Genomic DNA, 21731 nt, shown 5'->3' on the forward strand with positions numbered 1-21731 from the left:
ATTGTAAGTGCAAGATTTATCTAACAAATGTGCAAAATAAATAAAACTTTTGATGCATTGAATTAACATCCTGTTAAACTAAACTTAAAAAGGCGATACAACCCTTTTTATTTTTTGGCATGTTTTTTTGGTGGAAGTGCCCATGCAGTTAACAATTATAAATAAAATCACGTTAGGCTTTGGCTTATTCGGCTGCTTATTATTACTTACCAGTATTCTTTCCTATTTTGGTCTTAGCGGAATAAAAGATTCTGCACAAGACGTTGTAGAGCAAAAGATGCCAGTTCAGACCAGCATGGTAAAAGTAAAGACTGAGATCCTATCTTTATCAGTGATTACTGCCAACGGATATCATGTCGAAAATAGAGAAGAGCTAGTCGCAAACAAAGAGACGTTTGATACTCTATCTTCCGCATTCTCTGACGACTTGTCTCGTTTAAACTCACTTATGCCAAATAACGCGGTAGCCAGTAACGCTGTCGACGTTAGTCTAGCCTACGTTAATAGTAGTAACGACATGTATACCGCTATCAACGAGCGAATGAATATCGAGAAGGCTCTTGCTGCACAGCTTGAAAAAGTCTTAATGACGGCTGATGAGGCTAGTGCGTTAATGCTAGATCTTTCCTATTTAGAGGGAAATAACCCCAGCATTGAAACGCTAATTGGTGCGGGCACTGCAATAGACAATAAATTGCTCACAATGAATGATTCATTCATTGAACTGGCTGAAACCGATAACGCTACGCAAAGTGCCAATATTATTGAAGATTTAGAATACCAATTGAGTAATTTGCAGGTAGATAAAGACTATGTAAATCGTTTGGCCACAGGGGTAGATGATGGCGGTACGATAGCTTCTTTTAACGAACAGTATGGTTTACTGATGGAAGCGGTAAACGGCACAAATGGATTAATTGCTTTGCAGCGACAAAAACTTTCTGAAGTAGACAAAGCTGCGAAAGCTCAGAAGGAAGCAAAAGAAGCGTTAGAAACCGCACTTGCCGACATTAATACTTTGTTTGACGCTGTCCAGAAGCAATCTCTTGATGGGCAGAACGCCATTCTTGAATCTGTTCAGGCCAACCTTGTGCGCAATATCATTGTCGCGGCACTGGGCTTGGTTGCTGCAATATTTTTAGCGGTTATTGTAACCCGTAGTATTTCCAAGCCCCTTGGCCGTATCAATAAAGGCTTAAGTCAGCTAAGTAAAGGGGATTTAAGCACCAAATTGCCTCAAGAAGGCAATGACGAGTTTTCTGCCCTTTCCGCAAAAGTGAACAGCCTAACCGATAGTTTACGAGAGCTAGTGGGCAATATATTAGAGCAAGAAAAACGCCTTATAGACATTACAAAAGAAAGCGTAGAGCTGGGCAATAAGAGCTTATCTGAGGTAGACAAGCAACGTGAGCAAGTAACGGTAACGTCTACGAATACAAAACATGTACAGGAAAAAAGCCGCAGCAACCTCGCCCAAATTAATGAAGCAATGGACGCCCTACGCGATATAACAAAGCAAAGTACAGACATTGGTCAATTGGTACAAAAAAGCAGTCAGCAGGTGGGTAATCAAGCCAAACAGGCGGAGTCTTCGGCGCAGATAATTAATCGTTTGGACGACAACTCTCGTAATATTGGCAGTATCTTAGACGTGATTAAAACGATTGCAGAGCAAACCAACTTGTTAGCATTGAATGCAGCCATTGAAGCCGCAAGAGCTGGTGAACAAGGTAGAGGCTTTGCGGTTGTTGCGGATGAAGTGCGAACGCTAGCCAACCGCACCCATGACTCTACGGAAGAAATTGAGCAGATGATTGGGAACTTACAAAAAGATGCTGCGCAGGCAGTAAAAGCGATTAATGCAGGGCGTGAACAAGCGCAAGAAGGGGTGGAAATTACCCAGCAAGTATCTCAACAAGTCGAGAGTATTAGAGAAATCATTGAGCGGTTAAGCGATATTAACGAACACATTGTGGCTGATACCGAACAACAAGATGTTTTACTTGGTGATGTTGCGAAAAGTTTGAACCGCATAGTTGCACTAGCCGACTCCAGTGCGCAAAGCACGCGCCAGTCGAACGAGTCGACAATGTTGTTGGACGCGCAAACTGAGAGCTTGAGAAAAGCAGTAGAGCGGTTTCACCTGTAATCGCTGAATTAGCGTAACTGACAGCAGGTGCTGCTGATTAATTATTAAAAAAAAACCGCTCATCAGAGCGGTTTTTTGTATTCTTTTTCGCAGCTGTGCTTAAGCAAGTTCGGCCAAGCAAAGTTCATCGTGAATTTGCTTACACCACGCTTTAACGCGCGAGTCAGTTAGTTCTGGTTGACGGTCTTCGTCAATACCCAAGCCAACAAAGTGATTGTCGTCAGCCATGCCTTTAGACGCTTCAAAGTCGTAGCCTTCAGTTGACCATTGACCTACTAAAATCGCACCTTTGGCTTCAACGATGTCACGTACCATGCCCATCGCGTCTAGGAAGTACTCTGCATAGTCTTCCTGGTCTCCACAACCAAAAATAGCAACTAGCTTGTCGTTGAAGTCAATTTGCTCTAGTTCAGGAAAGAAATCATCCCAATCGCATTGCGCTTCACCGTAGTACCACGTAGGGATACCAAAGATAAGCAAATCAAATTCAGCGATGTCTTCTTTACTGCTCTTGGCAATGTCTTTAACATCAATTAGCTGTTTACCCAATTCCTTCTGGATCATTTTCGCAACATGTTCGGTATTACCCGTGTCACTTCCGAAAAATAGGCCAACGCTTGCCATATCTAACCTCTATTAATCGTTACTAATTAAACGCCTGTGCTTAGCCAAAACCATTCAATAATGCCCTTCGCAAGAAACCCTAATGCGCCTAAACCTAGCACACCGTACGTTACCACTCGTCCAATAAGTGGCACATCGTTCTTACGCAGTACATCGTGTACAGCAAAACCCATCAACCCAAAAAGGATAGATAAGCCGCCATACAGCATGATGGACTCAATGAGTTCGTAATTTTCTGCAAGCATAGTGTTGTTACTTAAAAAAATCTGGCGCAACTATATCACAGTATATACGCCTGTAAGAGCCTAAAACGTTCAAAAATAGGTAATAATAGTCATTCTCATCTTAAATGATGATGAAAACCCTTCTTTAAGACGATTTATTGAGCGTTCTTTCTACAACGGCGTTAAAGACCGCTGGCTTTTCTGCATGTAACCAGTGGCCAGTGCCTTCTATTACATGTGCTTTAGCCTTGGGAAAATAACGTGTTATTTCATCGCGATAGGCTGGCGTAATATAATCAGACTCACTGCCCTTGATGAATAATGTTACGCCATCAAATGTTTGATTTGTTTGTTCCCAATCAATAATTTGAGAATAACTGGCAATTAATCCATCGACATTAAAACGCCATTTCCAATCGCCATTTTCATCTTGATATAGGCTCTTCAATAAGAATTGTCGAACGCCTGGCTCTTTCACATGTTTAGCCATTTCTTTTTCAGCATCTTTTCTACTTTGAATTGCATCTAAGGGAACGGCCTTGAGTCCATCAAATACGGTTTGGTGGCTATGGTCGTAAGATACAGGTGCAATATCGGCGACAATGAGGTGAGAAACAACGTCGCCGTGGTTTAAGGCTAATCTCATGGCTACTTTGCCGCCTAATGAGTGGCCTAAAACCGCGCTTTCTCTAATATTAAGCGATTGCATAATATCGAACACCGCATTTGCAGCATCGTCGACAGAAAATGAAGATGTCCATGGGGATTCACCGTGGTCAGGCAGATCAATGCTGATCACGTTGTAATTAGACTCAAAGTGGCGCTTAATGCCGGCTAAATTATCGGCATTTCCAAATAGTCCATGAATGAGAATCAGCCAGGGAGAGGTAGAAGCGCATTCCGAAAGTTTGTAGTTCAACTTCACAATATACTTATCCGTTTCTGAACATGCTGTTCAAACAAAATAAGGCCTGTAAAAACAGGCCTTGTTTAATTCACAATTTCAATTAATTAATGGCGTAATCGTCGAGTGACTTACCGCTATCTAGCGCTTCTTTATAAACGCGAGGCATGCGTCCTATACCTGTCCAAAGGTGTTCTTCACCCTTGCTATCAACAAGCTTGAATTTAACCGGACGTTTTTTGCCAACCTTTTTGTTTGTTTCTACATTTAATGCCTGTAGATCTTCAACATTTAATCCCGCTTCTTCCATTTGCTTTTTAATAGCAGCGAGCTTCTCTAATTTTTCTTTCTCAAGCTTTTCTTGTTCTACTAATTTTTCTTTTCTTTTCTCAATTATACCGCTAAGTTTTTCTTGAATTTGTTCAAGTTCTTCAATGCTTAATTCCTTAACAGCACCTTGTAAACGTCTTCCATGGGTTAAAATATCTAAAAAATCGCTCATTAATTAACCTTAATACGTTGTACTTAATTTCTATTGGATAATAAATAAAAGTAGCACAAAAAAAAAGCGAGCCAAGCTCGCTTTTTAAAAATATCCGTTAAATAGCAAACTAATACTTTAAATTACATGTTCGGGTAATTTGGTCCGCCGGCACCTTCCGGAACTACCCATTTAATATTTTGACTTGGGTCTTTTATGTCGCAGGTTTTACAGTGAACACAGTTTTGTGCATTAATTTGGAACCGTTTTTCACCTTCCTCTTCAATTACTTCATATACACCAGCAGGGCAGTAGCGCTGTGCTGGCTCTGCAAATTTAGGTAAATTAACCTGCAAAGGAATAGACGGATCTTTTAATTTTAAGTGGCAAGGCTGGTCTTCTTCGTGATTTGTATTAGATAAAAATACAGAAGACAGTTTATCAAAGCTTAACACGCCATCTGGCTTAGGATATGAAATCTCTTTTGCATCTTTCGCTTCTTTAAGCTGTGCGTAGTCTTTATGTTCGTCTTTCATGGTGAAAAACAAATTACCATTAAAGATATTTTGCTCTAGCGTGTTAAATGCGCCACCCCAGAAATTTCCGAGTTTGTGGATAGCGGGGCCAAAGTTACGAGAGCGGAACAATTCGTCGTATAGCCACGATGATTTAAATTTCTCTGTAAAGCTTGTTAACTCTTTTACTGGTGCCTCAGCATTTTCTGAAATGGCTTCAAAAATACTCTCTGCTGCAAGCATGCCCGACTTCATGGCCGTGTGATTACCTTTAATTTTGGCAAAGTTTAGCGTTCCGGCTTCACAGCCGACGAGTAAACCACCTGGGAAGGTCATTTTAGGCAACGAGTTAAACCCACCTTTAGCGATAGCTCTTGCGCCATAAGAGACACGTTTACCGCCTTCAAGGTACTGTTTAAATACGGGGTGGTGCTTTAAACGTTGAAATTCATCAAACGGGCTTAGGTATGGATTGTCGTAGTTTAGGTCTACGATTAGGCCAACGAACACTTGGTTATCTTCAGCGTGGTATAAATAGCTACCGCCTGTTGCATCGTCAAGTGGCCAGCCTGCACTGTGAACCACAAGCCCTGGCTGGTGCTTGGATGGGTCTATATCCCAAATCTCTTTAAAGCCAATAGCATAATGTTGCGGTGAACTGTCTTCGTCCAGCTTAAAGTGCGAAATGAGCTCTTTTCCTAAGTGACCGCGACAGCCTTCTGCAAACACTGTGTATTTAGCGCGTAGTTCCATACCTGGCATGTAGCCGTCTTTAGGTTCGCCGTTTTCACCCACGCCCATGTCGCCGGTAAGTACACCGCCAACACTGCCATCTTCATTGTAAATGACTTCAGAGGCCGCAAAGCCTGGGAATACTTCAACACCTAGTTGTTCAGCTTGTTCTGCCAACCAGCGACACACATTACCCATAGACACAATATAGTTGCCATCGTTGTGCATGGTTTTCGGAGTAATAGCGTTAGGTAACTTTTTCGCTGAAGTCTCATCATTAAGTAGGTAAATGTGGTCTTCAGTTACGGGTGTATTGAGAGGTGCACCTTTTTCTTTCCAATCAGGGAAAAGTTCGTTTAGTGAGCGCGGCTCAAACACGGCACCAGAAAGAATGTGTGCACCTACCTCGGAGCCTTTTTCGACCACACAAACCATTAGCTCTTGGTCTTTTTCATTTGCAAGCTGCATAAGCTTACAAGCCGTTGATAATCCAGCTGGGCCGGCACCGACGATGACTACGTCAAACTCCATCGATTCTCGTTCCACGGGAGGCTCCTTATGTTTGTATTTTTATAATGCACTATTGATGAAACAAATAATGCTTTGTGTCAAAAACATGTAAATTAATTGTCGTTTTGCAAGGTAATGCAGGTTGACGTTTACGTCAACAGTAAGTACATTGCAAAGCAGTTTACGTTAACGTTAACTGGCAGTGTATTATAACTGCTCGTAAACGTGGTGTTAACGGCGTTTTAAGGCTAGCCTTTAAAAAACGTACGTTCCACGGATTCTTTTTTAACGTAGAGCACATTGTTAAAGTTTCAAAAAGCGTGGTGAAGTAATACGTTTTTAATTATTAATAGTTAATTATTAATGAAACGTAATAGACACCGACGAACTCAACAATTGAGGTAAATATGAAAATACTCGTACCGGTCAAACGCGCGATCGACTACAACGTTAAGGTAAGAGTGAAGGCCGATGAGTCTGGCGTAGATCTTACCAACGCAAAAATGGCCATTAACCCTTTTTGCGAAATTGCTGTTGAAGAAGCCGTTCGATTAAAAGAAAAAGGTGTGGCCACTGAAATCGTTGTTGTTTCAATTGGTGATAAGAGCTGCCAAGAACAAATACGTACAGCATTAGCCCTAGGTGCTGACCGTGGTATTCAAATCGATACCGACCAAAATCTTGATTCACTTCAAGTGGCAAAGCTGTTATCTAAAGTAGTTGAAGAAGAGCAACCACAGCTTGTTATTCTTGGTAAGCAGAGTATCGACTCTGACAATAACCAAACAGGACAGATGCTTGCAGCACTTACTGGTATGCCGCAGGGGACTTTCGCGTCAGAAGTCGTTGTTGACGGCGAAAAAGTAAATGTAACCCGTGAAATTGACGGCGGTCTTCAAACTGTTGCACTTTCGCTTCCAGCGGTAGTAACCACAGATCTTCGCTTGAATGAGCCGCGTTATGCATCGCTTCCTAATATCATGAAAGCAAAGCGCAAACCGTTAGACGTTAAAGCGGCTGCGGATTTTGGTGTTTCACTTGACTCAAACGTTAAGGTGCTAAAAGTGACGCCTCCGCCTCAGCGCGAGGGTGGCATTAAAGTGGCAGATGTTGCTGAGTTGGTAGACAAGTTAAAAAATGAAGCAAAGGTGATCTCATGAGCGTACTCGTATATGCAGAACACGATAATGCAAGCTTAAAGACTGAAACGCATAAGCTTGTTAATGCCGCGCAGAAAATGGGTGGCGATATTCACGTGCTAGTCGCAGGTGAAGGTTGCCAAGCAGTAGCTGAAGCTGCGGCGCAAATTAACGGTGTTGCAAAAGTACTTGTTGCTGACAATGCTGCTTACAAGCATCAGCTTGCTGAGAATACGGCTGATCTAGTTGTAGAACTTGCTGCTGACTACAGCCACATTGTTGCTGCTGCAACCACGACAGGTAAGAACTTTATGCCTCGCGTAGCAGCTTTATTAGACGTAGCGCAAATCTCTGACATCATTGGTGTAGAGAGTGAAGACACGTTTGTACGCCCAATTTACGCAGGTAACGCTATTGCTACCGTACAATCATCTGACGCGAAAAAGGTGATTACTGTACGAGCTGCATCATTTGATGCTGCAACAACAGGCGGCAGCGCAGAAGTTACGTCTTTAGACGTTGTTAAGGGGAGCGAGAAGTCTGATTTCGTATCGGCAGAGCTGACTGAGTCTGAGCGACCTGAATTAACTGCAGCAGAAGTGGTAATTTCAGGTGGCCGTGGTATGCAAAACGGTGACAACTTCAAGCTTCTTGAGGGCATTGCTGACAAGCTAGGTGCTGCTATTGGTGCATCACGCGCCGCAGTAGATGCTGGGTTCGTTCCGAATGATATGCAGGTAGGTCAAACAGGTAAAATTGTTGCGCCTCAGCTTTATATCGCGGTAGGTATCTCGGGCGCTATTCAACACCTTGCAGGTATGAAAGACTCTAAAGTCATTGTTGCTATCAACAAAGATGAGGAAGCGCCAATTTTCCAGGTTGCAGACTACGGGTTAGTAGGCGACTTGTTTGATGTACTTCCAGAGCTGGAAAATTCGTTGTAAATCGAATTTTAAGGTTTAGCAAAATGAAGATAAAGGCTGCGTATACGCAGCCTTTTTTGTAGGGAATCGTTATAAAATACCTAGAGTAGTTACGGGTATGTTTTTTAATGGAACAATAATTTAAACGCGCACCACTGAGTTGTCTTCTATGCTCACAGGTGAGGGAATATAAGCATCTGCTTCCCAATCGTTTTCCCATTTTTCACCATCGATGAGATAGCGAAACTGGTACTCGTGATCCTTCTCTAAATCCACCGTTAACGTAAAGTCTCCACTTTTCAGTTTCTTCATCGTTAGTGGCTGTGATTTCCAGTCAGTAAAGTCACCACACAACGCTGCTTCTTTGGCGTCTTGCGCCGCTTCCGCATTTAGTCGAAATGTCACTTTGCACAGAGGTTTTGATTTAAGGTATTGTTTCTTAAGACTCATAATGTGTTTTCCCTTCAACGTAGCGAAATCATTCCCGAGGCTACTTCGCATTAAAGACTAAGCTCAAATAACAACCGCCGGTTAACTCATAACCAATGAGTGATTAAATAATCAACGAAAATCTGATAATTATCAATCTTACTTTGTATTCTTTTGATAATTTTTTATATTAGGGCGGCTGATTTTTATGTGTATTTTAAAAACAATTAACAGACACAAAATTTAACAATCTTAAGTGGGCACAATAACCACAAATCAGTACACTAGTGTTGAAACAATAATAATAGATTTTCGTGGGTTATCAGGTGGTATGTGAAAGTGCAATACATCGTTGCGTCCGTTTCACTCGCGTGGATTTCCTTCGTTCCTAGGGATAGTAAATGAAAAACTCCATCTTGATGAAAAGTGGCATTCCACTAATCATAGTTTTGGTCGCGTTTATCGCCGCGACAGTCATGATCAAATCACGTAAGCCACCAGAGCAAGTACCCGTGGAAATTCCAGCTTTTTTGGTTGAAGCGAAAGAAGCAACAGCAGAGGCCGTGAGCTTTATCGTAAAATCTCAGGGTAACGTTGTTCCACGAAATAAAACTGCGTTAAGTGCGCAGGTCAGTGGCCAAGTAGTGAGTTTGTCTGATGTATTTATAGCTGGCGGTACATTCAAAAAAGGGGATGTGCTGGCAACACTTGAACAAGATGATTATCGCACGGATCTTAAGCTTGCAGAGGCTGAATTAGCTCAAGCGCAAGCAGCGCTTCAAGAAGAAATAGCTCGCGGCAAAGTAGCCGAGCAAGAATGGCGTTCGGTAAGTAGCGTTGCACCGCCTGAGTTGGGTTTACGTAAGCCGCAACTGGCAAAAGAACAAGCAAACGTTAAAGCTGCAGAAGCCAAACTAGAGCGCGCAAAACGCAACTTGGCAAGAACGCAAATTACAGCCCCTTATAATGGCATTGTGGTTGAACGTAATATTGACCTGGGTCAGTTTGTATCAATGGGCGCAGTACTTGGTACCGTTTACTCCACCGATACTGCAGAAGTCAGATTGCCTATTACTGACAGCGATTTAATGTTTATCAATATTGCCGGACAATCCAATGACGGCGCTCCGGTTTCGTTGACGGCCTCTGTGGGCGGTGTGAAACGTACATGGGAAGGTAAACTGGTGCGTTCAGAAGGTATTTTAGATACGGGCAGCCGGGTAGTATATGCCATTGTAGAAGTACAAGATCCTTACAATCTGAAATCTTCACACAATGCCCCCCTTCGTTTTGGTCAGTTTGTAGAGGCAGAAATCACGTCTCGTCAGAATGAAGAATTGGTGGTGTTGCCTCGTAGCATTTTACGTTTAGACAATACCGTACTGACTGTTAACGACAATCGTGAGATTGAAATAAAGCCTGTTGAGGTTGCGCGCACAACCGCTAAAGAAGTGTTTATTCGTTCTGGTATTGAGCATGGAAGCCTGGTAGTGAGAAGTGCCGTACCAAACCCGTATAATGGCATGAAAGTTCGTCTTCCTGGCGATGAACCTGTGCTTTCTGATGCAGCTGAATCAGATGCTAGCGAAGATACTGATAAAGTAGAGAGCACGTCCACCGAAGGTGATAGCGAATGAGCCGTATTGATACCAATAAAGGGCTTATTGCCTGGTTCGCGCGTAACAGCGTAGCTGCAAACCTTCTGATGTGGTTGCTTGTAGTTGGCGGATTATTTGGTGCCTTCAGTATTCAGAAGCAAGTATTTCCCAATTTCGAGATAGACGTTATTAATGTTCGCGTACCGTATTTGGGGGCCGCACCTCAGGAAGTAGAAGAGGGCGTACTGCTTAAAATTGAAGAGTCAATCAAAGACTTAGAGGGTATTAAGCAGCTTAATTCCACAGCCGTTGAAGGTATGGGTACGGTAAGTATTCAGGTGGAAGAAGACTATGATGTTCAATCTTTACTTGATGAAGTAAAAGTACAAGTTGACGCTATTCCGAGCTTTCCCGCAGACACTGAAAAGCCCGTTATTTACCGTCAAAAAATACAACAAGACGTAATTTGGCTCTCGGTTTACGGCGACGCGTCTGAACGGGAGTTAAAAGAGTTTGCCAAAGATTTGCGCGACGACATTGCTAACCTACCTGGTATTTCAAGTGTTCAAGTTGTTGGGGCAAGGGATTATGAGATTTCCGTTGAGCTTTCGGAAGTCGATTTGCAAAAATACAACCTTACATTCGCCGATGTCGTTGCGCGTTTAAGTCAAACCAGCGTCGACTTACCCGGCGGCTCAATTCGCACTGAAAATGGCGATATTCTGCTTAGAACGAAAGGGCAAGCCTATACTGGTTGGGATTTCTCGCAGATTGTATTAGTAACAAACGGTAACGGCACGCGCGTGACATTAGGTGATGTGGCGTATATCAACGATGGTTTTATTGAAAATAACCAATATGCGCTATTCGACGATAAACCCGCTGTTAGTTTGCGAGTGCGTGCGGTAGGTGATCAAAACGCATTAGAAATCTCTGAGCAAGTTAATACCTATATTGAGAGTCAGAAATCGGAATTTCCGGCGCATATTACAGCTGATACGTGGGGCGACAGTTCGTTCTACTTAGCTGACCGACTCAACATGATGCTGGAAAACATGTTCTTCGGCGCGCTTCTGGTTTTCTTGGTACTTTCTTTGTTTTTAAAAATTAAGCTCGCGTTTTGGGTCATTGTGGGCTTGCCGGTTTGTTTTCTTGGCACCTTGTTAGTTATGCCGCTAGATATGGTTGGCGTGTCTATCAACATGCTTAGCCTGTTCGCGTTTATTCTTGTGCTGGGTATTGTGGTTGACGACGCCATTATCATGGGGGAATCGGCGTATTCTGAAATAGACAAAAAAGGCCATAGCACTGAAAACGTGATAGCGGGCGTCAAAAGGGTCGCTATGCCAGCGACATTTGGCGTGTTGACAACCATTGCCGCATTCTCGCCCATGCTGATGGTATCTGGGCCGTTTGGAATTATTTGGAAAACCATCGGTATGGTGGTTATCGTGTGCCTTATTTTCTCGCTCATTGAGTCCAAACTAATATTGCCGGCTCACTTGGTACACATGAAGCTTAAGCCATACGATCCTGAAAAGGCGAACAGATTTCAAAAGTTCCGAGATTTCTTCAGCGAAGGTATTAAGACGTTTATAAATAATAAATACGCGCCATTTTTGGCTACAGCTGTACGAAATCGCTACACCACGGTTGCTGTGTTTATGGCTATGCTGATCCTCACAGTAGGCCTGTTCGGTGGTGGTATTGTACGTTTTGTATTTTTCCCGAATATTCCTAGCGATTTTATGATTGCAAGTTTCGAGCTTGAGCCAGGGTCTTCGCTTGAACAGCGTGATAATGTACTGACTACGCTTCGCGAGGCCATGCATCGTATGGATGAAAAAGTAGCTGAAGAGTCGGGTGAAAACGTTATAAAGCACGCCATTGCCTTTGATAACGGCAATCTTGGGGGCGAGATTTTCGCAGAGCTCACCAAAGGTGAAACGCGAACGCTGACAGACTTTGAAATTCAAGACATGTGGCGTCAAGAGTTACCAGAAATCCCAGGTGTTAAGTCGTTTAATATTAGCTCTCCGGGTGGCCCAGGTGGTGGTTCAGACCTGAGCTTTGAATTTAGCTCAAGCGATATTAAGGCCCTTCGTTCGATAAGTGATGAACTTAAAGAAGCGTTGGATAAATACGAAGGTGTGACCGACATTAACGACACCTTCTCAGGCGGAAGCGAAGAAATTCAACTCGCGCTAAAACCTCAGGCTGATGCGCTAGGTATTTCTTTGCGTGATTTAGGTCAGCAGGTTCGCTTTGGTTTCTATGGTGCGGAAGTACAGCGTATCCAGCGTGACGATGAAGAAATCAAAGTGATGGTGCGTTATCCGAAAACGGAACGTAGCTCTATAGAGCATCTTGAAAACATGCGTATCCGCGCGCCAAATGGGCAAGAAATTCCGTTTGAGCAGGTGGCTACATTTACAGTTGGTCAGGGCTTTGATTCAATTATTCGTGTCGATGGTAAACGCTCGGTAACCGTAACTGGTGCAGTGGATAAAGCGTTGCTTGACCCGTCAGAAGTAACCAATGATGTGATTGAAAATCTGATGCCGGATCTATTAGCGCGGTATCCCAAGGTGGACTTCCAGCTTCAAGGTAACTCGAAAGAGCAGGCTGACGCTATGATCAGCCTAATGCAGGGGCTTTTATTTGCACTCTTTGCCATTTATACCTTGCTTGCTATTCCACTTAAATCGTACAGCCAGCCGTTTATTATTATGTCGGTTATACCTTTTGGTATCGTAGGCGCCATTGTGGGGCATTTGGTATTAGGTATGGCGGTAAGCGTACTTTCTATCTGCGGTATAATTGCGTTGTCTGGGGTTGTAGTTAACGACAGCTTGATCATGGTGGATTTCGTTAACCGTGCGCGCAAAGAAGGCATGTCGCTAATGGATGCTGCTATTAGCGCAGGTACTCAGCGTTTCAGAGCAATTATCCTCACCTCACTAACAACGTTTATGGGGCTTATGCCAATTGTTTTTGAGCGCAGTTTACAGGCTCAAGTTGTGATCCCAATGGCTATTTCATTGGCCTTCGGTATTTTGTTCGCCACGGTGATCACCTTGCTGCTTGTCCCAGCGCTGTACCTTATTTTAAATGACCTTAAAAGCGTGTTTAAAGGTCGAAAACATACGCAAGTTACGACAGAAAGCTAAATAGAAAATGCCGGTTGAAACCGGCATTTTTCGTTTAAGGAATAAAAATGAAGAAAAATCTAATATACGCTGCCATAGTAGCGGCATCAGCAGGTTTAACCTTGGCGTGTACAAGCTCGTATACCGAATCTACTAGTTCAGTGCAAGGTGAATCACAAAGTGGCGGCATGCCAAAAGTGTCCGACTATCCAGAAACCAAAACTGTGACTCAGCAAGACAACTATCATGGCACTGTAGTGAGCGACCCATACCGCTGGCTAGAAGAAGAAAAGAGCGAAGAGGTAAGTGCTTGGGTTGAGTCTCAAAACACCCTTGCTCGTCCTTACCTGGCTGAATTGCCCTCTAGAGAAAGATACAAAGAACGTCTAACAGCGCTGTGGGACTACGAAAAATACTCAACGCCATATATGGTAAACGGCAAGCTGTTTTATTCTTATAACGACGGCTTGCAAAACCAATATGTGCTTTATATGGCTGACGGCGTTAACGGTGAGCCTGAAGTACTGATTGACCCAAATACATTGAGTGAAGATGGCACAGTGTCTATGGCGTCAACTGAACTAAGCCCTAAAGCCTCGTTCTTGGCCTACATGCTTTCTGACGGTGGTACAGACTGGAAAACTATTCACGTTCGTGACACCAGTAAGAAGTCGGATTTAACTGACACTATTAAAGGCATTAAGTTTTCAAATATCGCGTGGTTGCCCGATGAAAGCGGCTTTTTCTATTCACGTTACCCCCAAAATGAAGCTGGTAAGTATGACGATAGCCAAACCGTATCTATCTATTTTCACGCAATAGGTACAGCGCAAAGTGAAGACAAAAAGGTATTTGCGTTTGACAATAAACCTACATGGAACCCTTATCCCTCGGTTGTTCAAGATGGCAAAACACTGCTCATTTCTGTGTTCGAGGGATATCAGGCGAATGGTGTTTATGCTAAATCGCTGGTAAATGATAACAGTGAGCTCGTTCCGGTTTTCGACAAATGGGATGGCCGTTACGACCTAATTGGCGAGCATGACGACGAGTTATTTTTCACATCTACAGCAAATGCCCCTACAGGTAAGGTTATTAAGGTTGATTTCGATGGTGGCGTTAAAGCAACGGAAACCGTAATTGAAAGTACATCTGATACCTTGTCGAGCGTTTCACTATTGGGTGAAAAACTTTTTGCTCAGTATCTAAAAGATGTAAAAGGGCAGGTAAGTGTATTTGATTTAAACGGCAAGAAAATAGATGAAATTGCGTTTAATGATATTGGAAGTGTTAGCGGGTTTTACGGAAGCAAAAATGCCGATACAACGTTCTATAAACTTACGGGGTTCACAAATCCTGGCCAAGTATTTGCGTATGACGTAAAAAGCGGCGAGTCATCATTATTTAAATCCATCGATACCGGTGTTAATTATGATGACTACGAAACAAAGCAAATTTTTTACACCAGTAAAGATGGAACAAAAGTTCCCATGTTTATTGTGCATAAAAAAGGCTTGAAGCTAGATGGAAATAATAAAACGTTACTGTACGGGTATGGTGGTTTTAATATTTCACTGCTGCCCCGCTATTCAGTATCGCGCATGGTGTGGGTAGAGCAGGGCAATGTACTGGCCATAGCTAACTTACGTGGTGGTGGTGAGTATGGGCAACAGTGGCACAAGGCTGGGACTAAGTTAGATAAGCAAAACGTATTTGATGACTTTATCGCCGCGGGCGAGTATTTGGTTGAAAGTGGCTACACCACGCCTGAGAAAATGGGTATCCAAGGTGGCTCGAATGGCGGTTTGCTTGTTGGTGCGACCTTAACACAGCGCCCGGATCTCTTCTCTGCTGCCTTACCTGCAGTCGGCGTGTTAGATATGCTTCGCTATCACACACCTAGTGCAAATGCGCGAGCATGGTCCTCTGATTATGGGTTAAGTGAAAACAAAGACGAATTTGAAGCGCTTTATGCTTATTCGCCACTTCACAACACTAAGCCGGGCACGTGCTACCCAGCTACATTAGTTACTACCGGTGATCACGATGACCGTGTTGTGCCGTGGCACAGCTATAAATTTGCAGCCCAACTACAGGCTGACCAAAGCTGCGATAACCCAATTCTACTTCGTGTTGAAACTCGAGCTGGTCACGGTGCGGGTACGCCTACGTGGATGCAAATAGAAGGGTATGCCGACCAGTGGGCCTTTTTGGAATCCGCTCTCAACTAGCGCATATATACTGCTATTAAATAGAAGCCGCTTTAAAAAGCGGCTTTTTTGTTTGCATTTTAAACAAATGGACATATACTGTATAAATATCAGTATGGTTTATTTTGAGTCTCATCTTGGTTCGCTAAAGAGCGCAACGTTTAGGAGATAGTTATGCAAACAGGCATTAAAGCGGTTGATCAGCTTATTTCAAAACACGGCATTATGGCAGAATTCGGATCAGACACGTTTCAACGCCGTAGCCGCTTGACTGGGGGCGACGAGCGTGCAAATGGGTTGCCTTTCTGTATGTATCAAAAGGTGGTACATGCCCCTTTGTCTCATCAATTTACCGTGCATCACTTTTATATGCCGGGTAATAAGGGGAAATTAGCGAGCTTTTTGTTTAATGAAAAAGGGCAGTTAATTGAGCAGGTCTACTACCAGAAAGTTGCCCGCTGGGTGGAAGTGTGCAGAAAATTACAGCAGCTAGTACAAATGCCTACGTCTGATATTCATATGGCGGCGTAACAGATAAAAAAGCGGTAACGTTTCTCAACGTCACCGCTTTTCTACTAAATAGATAGGTAGCTACAATGGAAGAGAGTAGCTACTTAACTTGTCTTAGTAATATGTGTACTTGAACTCAACACCCCAAATACGAGGTTCGTTTACAATACCCGTTAAGTTTGCAAAGTCGATTGCACCTTTAACGTTGTCTTCGTCTGTTATGTTACGACCGAATAGCGCTACCGTGTAGTTGTGCGCAAAGTTCTCATAACCAATGCGTAGACCGCCTTCGAAATTGTCGTCTGTAGTAAACTCAACCGCTTCATATAGGAAGATGTTGGTTTCACCTTGGAACGCCCAATCAGTAAACACGAAGAACTCACCGTCATCACCCATAGGGATAGTGTAACGTGCAGTGAAGTTAAAGATTGATTCAGGTGCTTGCGGGAAAGGGTTTCCGTCAATGATTGCATTGAATCCATCAGGGCGCTCGTCAGTTACTGTACAGTAGCCAGTGAAGCCATCAGATGCGCTTGTACCACAAGGTGCAACCGTTAGAGAATCATCTTTGATTTCAGTGTGGTTGTAGCTGTAGCCAGCAGTAAAGATAAGTTCGTCAGTCGCTAGCCATTGAGCGTCTACTTCAAAACCATAAGCTTCACCTTCGTCAGCATTCACTAGCGCAGTAAAGTTGTTACCACCACCAATGGCCGAGAACTGCATGTCATCAACGGTATAGTAGAACGCAGCAGCGTTTAGACGTAGCGTGTCGTCGAATAGGTCTGACTTAATACCCACTTCAAAAGAGTTGATCGTTTCTGCGTCTGCAACTGAAGGTGCACCTTCAAATGCAACGTCACGACCTTGGATAGTTTGCGCTCTGAAACCATTAGCATAGCGAGCAAAAACAGACATGTCGTCAGTTACACGGTAGTTCGCGCTAAGCTCAAAGCTTGTTTGACCGTCATCTACGTTGATGTCTTCGTAATCCTGAACGGCAGCAATGCCTAGAACAACGGCAAAGCCGTCAACGTTCTGTTCGCCAACCACAAGAGACTTCTTGTCGTGAGTGTAACGGATACCACCAGTAACGTTTAGCTTGTCGTTAACTTGGTAAGATGACTGACCGAATACCGCCCATGTTTGGTTTTCATGGAATACCGTAGTCGCGCCAAAGAAACCGTCGATGCTGGTTACGTTGAACGATGCGTCGTAATAGAAAGCACCTACTTGCCAGTTCATTGGGTCGCTGGTGTTGCTTGCTAAACGAAATTCTTGCGTGTACTGCTCTAGATCGTCAAGGTTATCTTGAGTCACAAAGTTTTGTGAAGCAATCGCGTCGCCGTCGATGTCGCCAAGGCTTGAACCTTCAGCGGTTTCAATTGCAGAGATTGAAGTAAAGGTTACATCGTCCATGTCGTATTCTAGTTTAAGTGATGCACCTAAACCTTCATAAGACTGTGGGTTGTTATCTGTACCGTTACCTTCTAGATCGCCATCGTAGCTTACTGTTTCGCGGTCGTAGCTATCGTTAAGGTCATTGCTGCCTTTATTAAAAACGTTTCCACGGAAAATTGAAGCAGTACCGTCTAAGTCGCGGCCGTGTACGTTGAGAAGTGCAGAGAAGTCCGCTGATGGCTCCCAAAGAAGCTGTAAGCGCCATGCTTTTTCGTCGAAGCCGCCTAATGCGTCGTTTTGACCTGTTGCTGCGTTGTCGATGTAATCATCACGCTCTTGTGACAATACAGAAAGACGGGCAGAAAGTTCGTCAGTAAGGCCGCCGCTAATAGCGCCTTCGAAGTTCATTGTACCGTATGAACCGAAGCCTGCTTTCGCGTAACCTTCAACGTCTTGGGTTGGTTTTACTGTATCAAATTTAATGATACCAGCAGTGGTGTTACGACCAAATAGTGTACCTTGTGGGCCACGAAGTACTTCAACTTGCTGAACGTCGAAAAGCGGGAAGCTTTTAAGTACCACGTTTTCCATTACCACTTCGTCCATGATAATAGAAACAGGTTGTGATGCAGCAAGGTCGAAGTCGGTGTTACCTAGACCACGAATATAAAAACGCGGTGCAACACGACCATTTGATGACTCAGCATAAAGACCTGGTACGCGAACCGCTAGAGCAAGAATATCTTCACCGCCAGAGAATAGGCTTTCGAATTTCTCACCGCTTAGTGTCGCAACAGAAATAGGTACTTCCTGAATTGACTGAGTACGCTTTTGCGCAGTAACGGTAATCTGTTCAAGTGAGGCTTCTTTTTTTTCTGTCGTCGCGGCCTCTTGTGCAAGAACTGAAGAGCTGAACGCAGCACTAACGGCTAACGCTAGTGTGGCGATTTTGTGTGTTCTCATGTTTCCACCAAGATGATTTTAAATTTATACTTTTGTAGTGTTTTTAGCACAAAAAATAACAATCTATGCTTGGCGCTGCATTTTACACAAACTTTTACATAAAAACTTCAAATTTGTGCAAACCAAGGCGTTTTTCATCGAAAATGCACAATATTAGTTAGATTGAATATAACTAAAAAGCCTGTGTGCACAGGCATGGAACATCAAACTTGATAGAGAGATATTTTTTGGTGCAAGTAGTCTACTAACCATCTAAATCAAATTAGCCTCGCTTGAATTTCGCTCTGTATTGAGAAGGTGATAAACCAGTCGTTTTTTTAAATAGTCGAGTAAAAGAGCTAAGGTCTTCATAGCCTACAGCGCTAATCACGCTCTCTAAGGGCATACTGGAGGTTTCTAAGAGCTTTCTCGCGTGCTCAATGCGCAGCGACTGTAAATACTGACCTGGTGTAATATCACACGCGTTTTTAAATCGGCGTACAAGTGTGCGTTCGGTCATATTATGCCGTAGCGCTAGTTCGCTTAGCGTACATTTATTTTGTACGTTCTTTTCCAGAAAAGACTGTACCGCTTTAATGTCCTTGTCTGAGTGAAATCGTCGCTGACGACTGCTGGCATAAATAGTTTGGCTTGTTCTGGACACATCCAAAACGTGGGATTTTGCCGTATCGCTCGCAATCTGATGACCACAGTAGCGTTCTATCAACAAGATAGATAAATCAATCCACGCCATGCCGCCGCCTGCACAAAACACCGTATCGTCTTCAGTAACCATTTTCTCAGGTTGTAAGTTTACGGTAGGGTACATGGTCTTAAATTTATCTGCATATCCCCAATGAGTAGTGGCAATTTTATTATCCAATAATTCGGATTGGGCCAAAAGGAAAGTACCGGTGCAATTGGCGGCAATGTCGGCCCCCATTTTCTGAAGACGCCTTATATGTACAAGCAGAGGCGCTGTGCTTTCTAGCACTTCATCAATATCGCCACCAATGGTGGGAATTAACAAGACATCAGTCTGTGAGACTTCTTCGATGGCGATATTGGGCTGTAGAACAACTTGATTAGAGCAAAGAATAGGCTGCCCATGGTGACTGGCCAACTGTACTTTAAACTGAGGGTTGGTTGGTAAGTTGTGTATTCGCTGCCAACTAATACCTGCGAAAGCAAATACATCGAGGGCTCCTGTAATGGCAGATGCCAAGGCTTGGTTAAAGCCGAGTACGGTAACGGTGAACTTCGTGTCATTCATAAAAATAATTCGAGTTATAAAATAAGATAAAACTCAGTGATTGTTGGCGTGATTGACCATTATTGTGTCATTAATGACAATGATGGCACGATAACGAATATGACACAATGTGTTAACAAGTTTTCGTAGAGGACAGGACACCATGGCCGATCAACTTATTCCCCGCCGTGAAATGCAATTTCAGCTGTACGAAGTATTAAACACCGCAGCCTTATGTGAAAAAGCTCGCTTCGAAGAGCACAATGTAGAAACCTTCAACGCTGTTATTGATATGGCCGAGAAGATGGCAGAAGAGTTATTTCTTCCTCATAATGCCGTTGCTGATAAAAACGAGCCTACATTCGATGGCACTAAAGTCTCTATGATTGACGACGTAAAAGTGGCCTTCGATACTTATAGAGAATCGGGCTTTATCGCGGGTCACTTCGATTTTGAAGATGGCGGTATGCAGCTTCCTGTTACCGTGATGAATGCCTGCGCGAGCTATTTTTTAGCGGCAAACCCATCTTCAACCGCTTACCCTTTCTTAACTGCGGCGGCCGCCAATGTCATTAAACACTTTGCCTCCGAAGATATCAAAGGTGCGTTTCTATCAAAAATGCTAGCGGGTGACTTCACTGGAACCATGGCACTTACCGAGCCCCATGCCGGTTCGTCACTTGCTGATATTCGTACATCAGCAAGGCCGCAAGATGATGGTACGTACCGAATCAAAGGCAGCAAGATTTATATCTCAGGTGGTGAGCATGAGCTTTCTGACAACATCGTACATTTGGTGTTGGCGAAAATTCCAGGTGGTCCAGCTGGTGTAAAAGGCATTTCCTTATTTGCTGTACCTAAATACCGTCTCGACGCTGAAGGCAATCCAGATGTGCGCAACGATGTAACCCTTGCTGGTCTTATCCATAAAATGGGCTACCGAGGTACAACTTCAACCGCACTAACTTTTGGCGAAAATGGTGACTGCCACGGCTACCTGATTGGCGAGCCGCACCAGGGTTTGCGCTACATGTTCATGATGATGAACGAAGCACGCATTGGCGTGGGCTATGGTGCTGCCATGATAGGGTATCGCGGGTACCGTTACTCACTAGAATACGCAAAAGATCGTACCCAAGGTCGCGCTGCGCCTAATCTTGCGCCAGAAGACGAGCCTACACCTATTATCAATCACGGTGACGTGCGACGTATGTTGCTAGCGCAAAAGGCCTACTGTGAAGGCGGTATGTCCCTCTGCTTGTACGGCAGCATGCTCATCGATGAGATGGAAACGGAAACTGACAGCGAAAAACGTGCCGAACTTTCTCAGCTTTTAGATCTTTTAACACCCGTGTTCAAAGCATGGCCTTCAGAGTTTGGCCCTAAAGCCAACGATTTGGCAATTCAAATTCTAGGTGGTGCGGGCTATACCCGTGAATATCCTGTTGAGCAGTGCTGGCGAGATAACCGCTTAAACCCAATTCACGAGGGCACGAATGGTATTCAGGCGTTAGATCTGCTTGGAAGAAAGTTATGGCAGCACGACGGCAAAGGTCTTCAGGTGCTGCTTTCTCGTGTAACCAGTGATATGAAGCGCGCAGAAACACCGCGAGCGCAGGCACTAGCTGCAAAATTAAAACCTTATCTAGACCAGCTTGGTGGTTTAATTCAACAGGCAGCAGACGATTTGCGCTCAGATAAGCAACCAGTCTTGCTAACCAATGCGAGTTGCTTCTTAAACGTATTTTCAAGTTGTGTGGTGAGCTGGATTTGGCTGCGCCAGGCAAATGTTGCCGAACAAGCACTCGCTAACGGTGCTGGCGAGCAAGACGCTGACTTTTATGAAGGTAAATTAGCGGCCGCGGAATACTTCTTAAATTGGGAGTTACCGCTGGTCAGTCGCGATATTGAAGTGCTTTCTTCACGCGAGGCAACGTGTAACAACGTAAAAGCGAGTTATTTTTAATCATTCAAAACAAAGAGCATGCGCAGTGACCAAAATTAACGGCGTTGCGCTTGTTCACTAAATTGGAGTACAGCTA

16 protein-coding genes are annotated in these 21731 nt (G+C 43.8%); 8 read left to right on the plus strand and 8 right to left on the minus strand.

Features of this window, described 5'->3' with window-relative positions; translation table 11 throughout:
• The first annotated feature begins 142 nt into the window (after positions 1-142).
• Complete coding sequence (locus tag AC0J2X_RS07425) at positions 143-2149, plus strand: methyl-accepting chemotaxis protein (RefSeq protein ID WP_131137408.1); 2007 nt, start codon at positions 143-145, stop codon at positions 2147-2149.
• Positions 2150-2248: 99 nt separating this feature from the next.
• Here the strand turns inward: AC0J2X_RS07425 and fldA are convergent, their stop codons facing one another.
• From fldA to AC0J2X_RS07450, 5 genes are all read right to left on the minus strand, one after another.
• Positions 2249-2773, minus strand: a complete 525-nt coding sequence (fldA, locus tag AC0J2X_RS07430) for a flavodoxin FldA (RefSeq protein WP_014949739.1) — start codon at positions 2771-2773, stop codon at positions 2249-2251.
• Between the two features lie 26 nt (positions 2774-2799).
• Positions 2800-3018 carry a DUF2788 domain-containing protein gene (locus AC0J2X_RS07435; protein ID WP_012519093.1) on the minus strand — a complete coding sequence of 73 codons (219 nt, stop codon included), beginning with the start codon at positions 3016-3018 and terminating at the stop codon, positions 2800-2802.
• Between the two features lie 124 nt (positions 3019-3142).
• Positions 3143-3922 carry an alpha/beta fold hydrolase gene (locus AC0J2X_RS07440; protein WP_278711954.1) on the minus strand — a complete coding sequence of 260 codons (780 nt, stop codon included), beginning with the start codon at positions 3920-3922 and terminating at the stop codon, positions 3143-3145.
• Between the two features lie 82 nt (positions 3923-4004).
• Positions 4005-4403: an H-NS histone family protein gene (locus AC0J2X_RS07445; RefSeq protein WP_278711955.1), complete on the minus strand. Its 399-nt coding sequence runs from the start codon at positions 4401-4403 to the stop codon at positions 4005-4007.
• A 122-nt stretch (positions 4404-4525) separates the two neighbouring features.
• Entirely contained in the window at positions 4526-6175 is a 1650-nt protein-coding gene (locus tag AC0J2X_RS07450) for an electron transfer flavoprotein-ubiquinone oxidoreductase (protein ID WP_278711956.1), read from the minus strand.
• A 371-nt stretch (positions 6176-6546) separates the two neighbouring features.
• On the opposite strand from AC0J2X_RS07450, the gene AC0J2X_RS07455 reads away from it, so the two are divergent.
• Complete coding sequence (locus AC0J2X_RS07455) at positions 6547-7299, plus strand: electron transfer flavoprotein subunit beta/FixA family protein (RefSeq protein WP_014949735.1); 753 nt, start codon at positions 6547-6549, stop codon at positions 7297-7299.
• Positions 7296-8222 (plus strand): electron transfer flavoprotein subunit alpha/FixB family protein, encoded by a 927-nt coding sequence (locus AC0J2X_RS07460; protein WP_278711957.1) that lies wholly within the window; start codon positions 7296-7298, stop codon positions 8220-8222. Before AC0J2X_RS07455 ends, AC0J2X_RS07460 begins: the two co-directional genes overlap by 4 nt.
• Before the next feature lie 120 nt (positions 8223-8342).
• Here AC0J2X_RS07460 and AC0J2X_RS07465 read toward each other — a convergent pair whose 3' ends face one another.
• Positions 8343-8651 carry an isoamylase early set domain-containing protein gene (locus AC0J2X_RS07465; RefSeq protein ID WP_014949733.1) on the minus strand — a complete coding sequence of 103 codons (309 nt, stop codon included), beginning with the start codon at positions 8649-8651 and terminating at the stop codon, positions 8343-8345.
• Between the two features lie 380 nt (positions 8652-9031).
• On the opposite strand from AC0J2X_RS07465, the gene AC0J2X_RS07470 reads away from it, so the two are divergent.
• The 4 genes from AC0J2X_RS07470 to AC0J2X_RS07485 all read left to right on the plus strand — a co-directional run bounded on the left by AC0J2X_RS07470 (position 9032) and on the right by AC0J2X_RS07485 (position 16118).
• On the plus strand, positions 9032-10267 hold the full coding sequence (locus tag AC0J2X_RS07470) for an efflux RND transporter periplasmic adaptor subunit (protein ID WP_014949732.1): 1236 nt from the start codon (positions 9032-9034) through the stop codon (positions 10265-10267).
• The gene (locus AC0J2X_RS07475; protein ID WP_278711958.1) at positions 10264-13398 is read left to right on the plus strand and encodes an efflux RND transporter permease subunit; all 3135 of its coding nucleotides are present in this window, start codon (positions 10264-10266) and stop codon (positions 13396-13398) included. The genes AC0J2X_RS07470 and AC0J2X_RS07475 overlap by 4 nt, the downstream gene beginning before the upstream one ends.
• Positions 13399-13445: 47 nt before the next feature.
• A complete protein-coding gene (locus AC0J2X_RS07480) occupies positions 13446-15608 on the plus strand; it encodes a prolyl oligopeptidase family serine peptidase (RefSeq protein WP_278711959.1) in 2163 nt (720 codons plus the stop codon).
• A gap of 153 nt (positions 15609-15761) precedes the next feature.
• Complete coding sequence (locus AC0J2X_RS07485; RefSeq protein ID WP_069944449.1) at positions 15762-16118, plus strand: hypothetical protein; 357 nt, start codon at positions 15762-15764, stop codon at positions 16116-16118.
• 93 nt (positions 16119-16211) lie between these two features.
• On the opposite strand, the gene AC0J2X_RS07490 is transcribed toward AC0J2X_RS07485, so the two are convergent.
• Together AC0J2X_RS07490 and AC0J2X_RS07495 are read right to left on the minus strand one after the other, a co-directional pair.
• On the minus strand, positions 16212-18458 hold the full coding sequence (locus tag AC0J2X_RS07490) for a TonB-dependent receptor (protein ID WP_278711960.1): 2247 nt from the start codon (positions 18456-18458) through the stop codon (positions 16212-16214).
• 262 nt (positions 18459-18720) lie between these two features.
• Positions 18721-19710: a GlxA family transcriptional regulator gene (locus tag AC0J2X_RS07495; RefSeq protein ID WP_278711961.1), complete on the minus strand. Its 990-nt coding sequence runs from the start codon at positions 19708-19710 to the stop codon at positions 18721-18723.
• A 142-nt stretch (positions 19711-19852) separates the two neighbouring features.
• Between AC0J2X_RS07495 and AC0J2X_RS07500 the strand changes: the two genes are divergently transcribed.
• Positions 19853-21655, plus strand: coding sequence for an acyl-CoA dehydrogenase (locus tag AC0J2X_RS07500; RefSeq protein ID WP_278711962.1), 1803 nt, complete (start codon positions 19853-19855; stop codon positions 21653-21655).
• The last annotated feature ends 76 nt before the right edge of the window (positions 21656-21731 follow it).

Source organism: Alteromonas sp. R7, assembly GCF_055755235.1.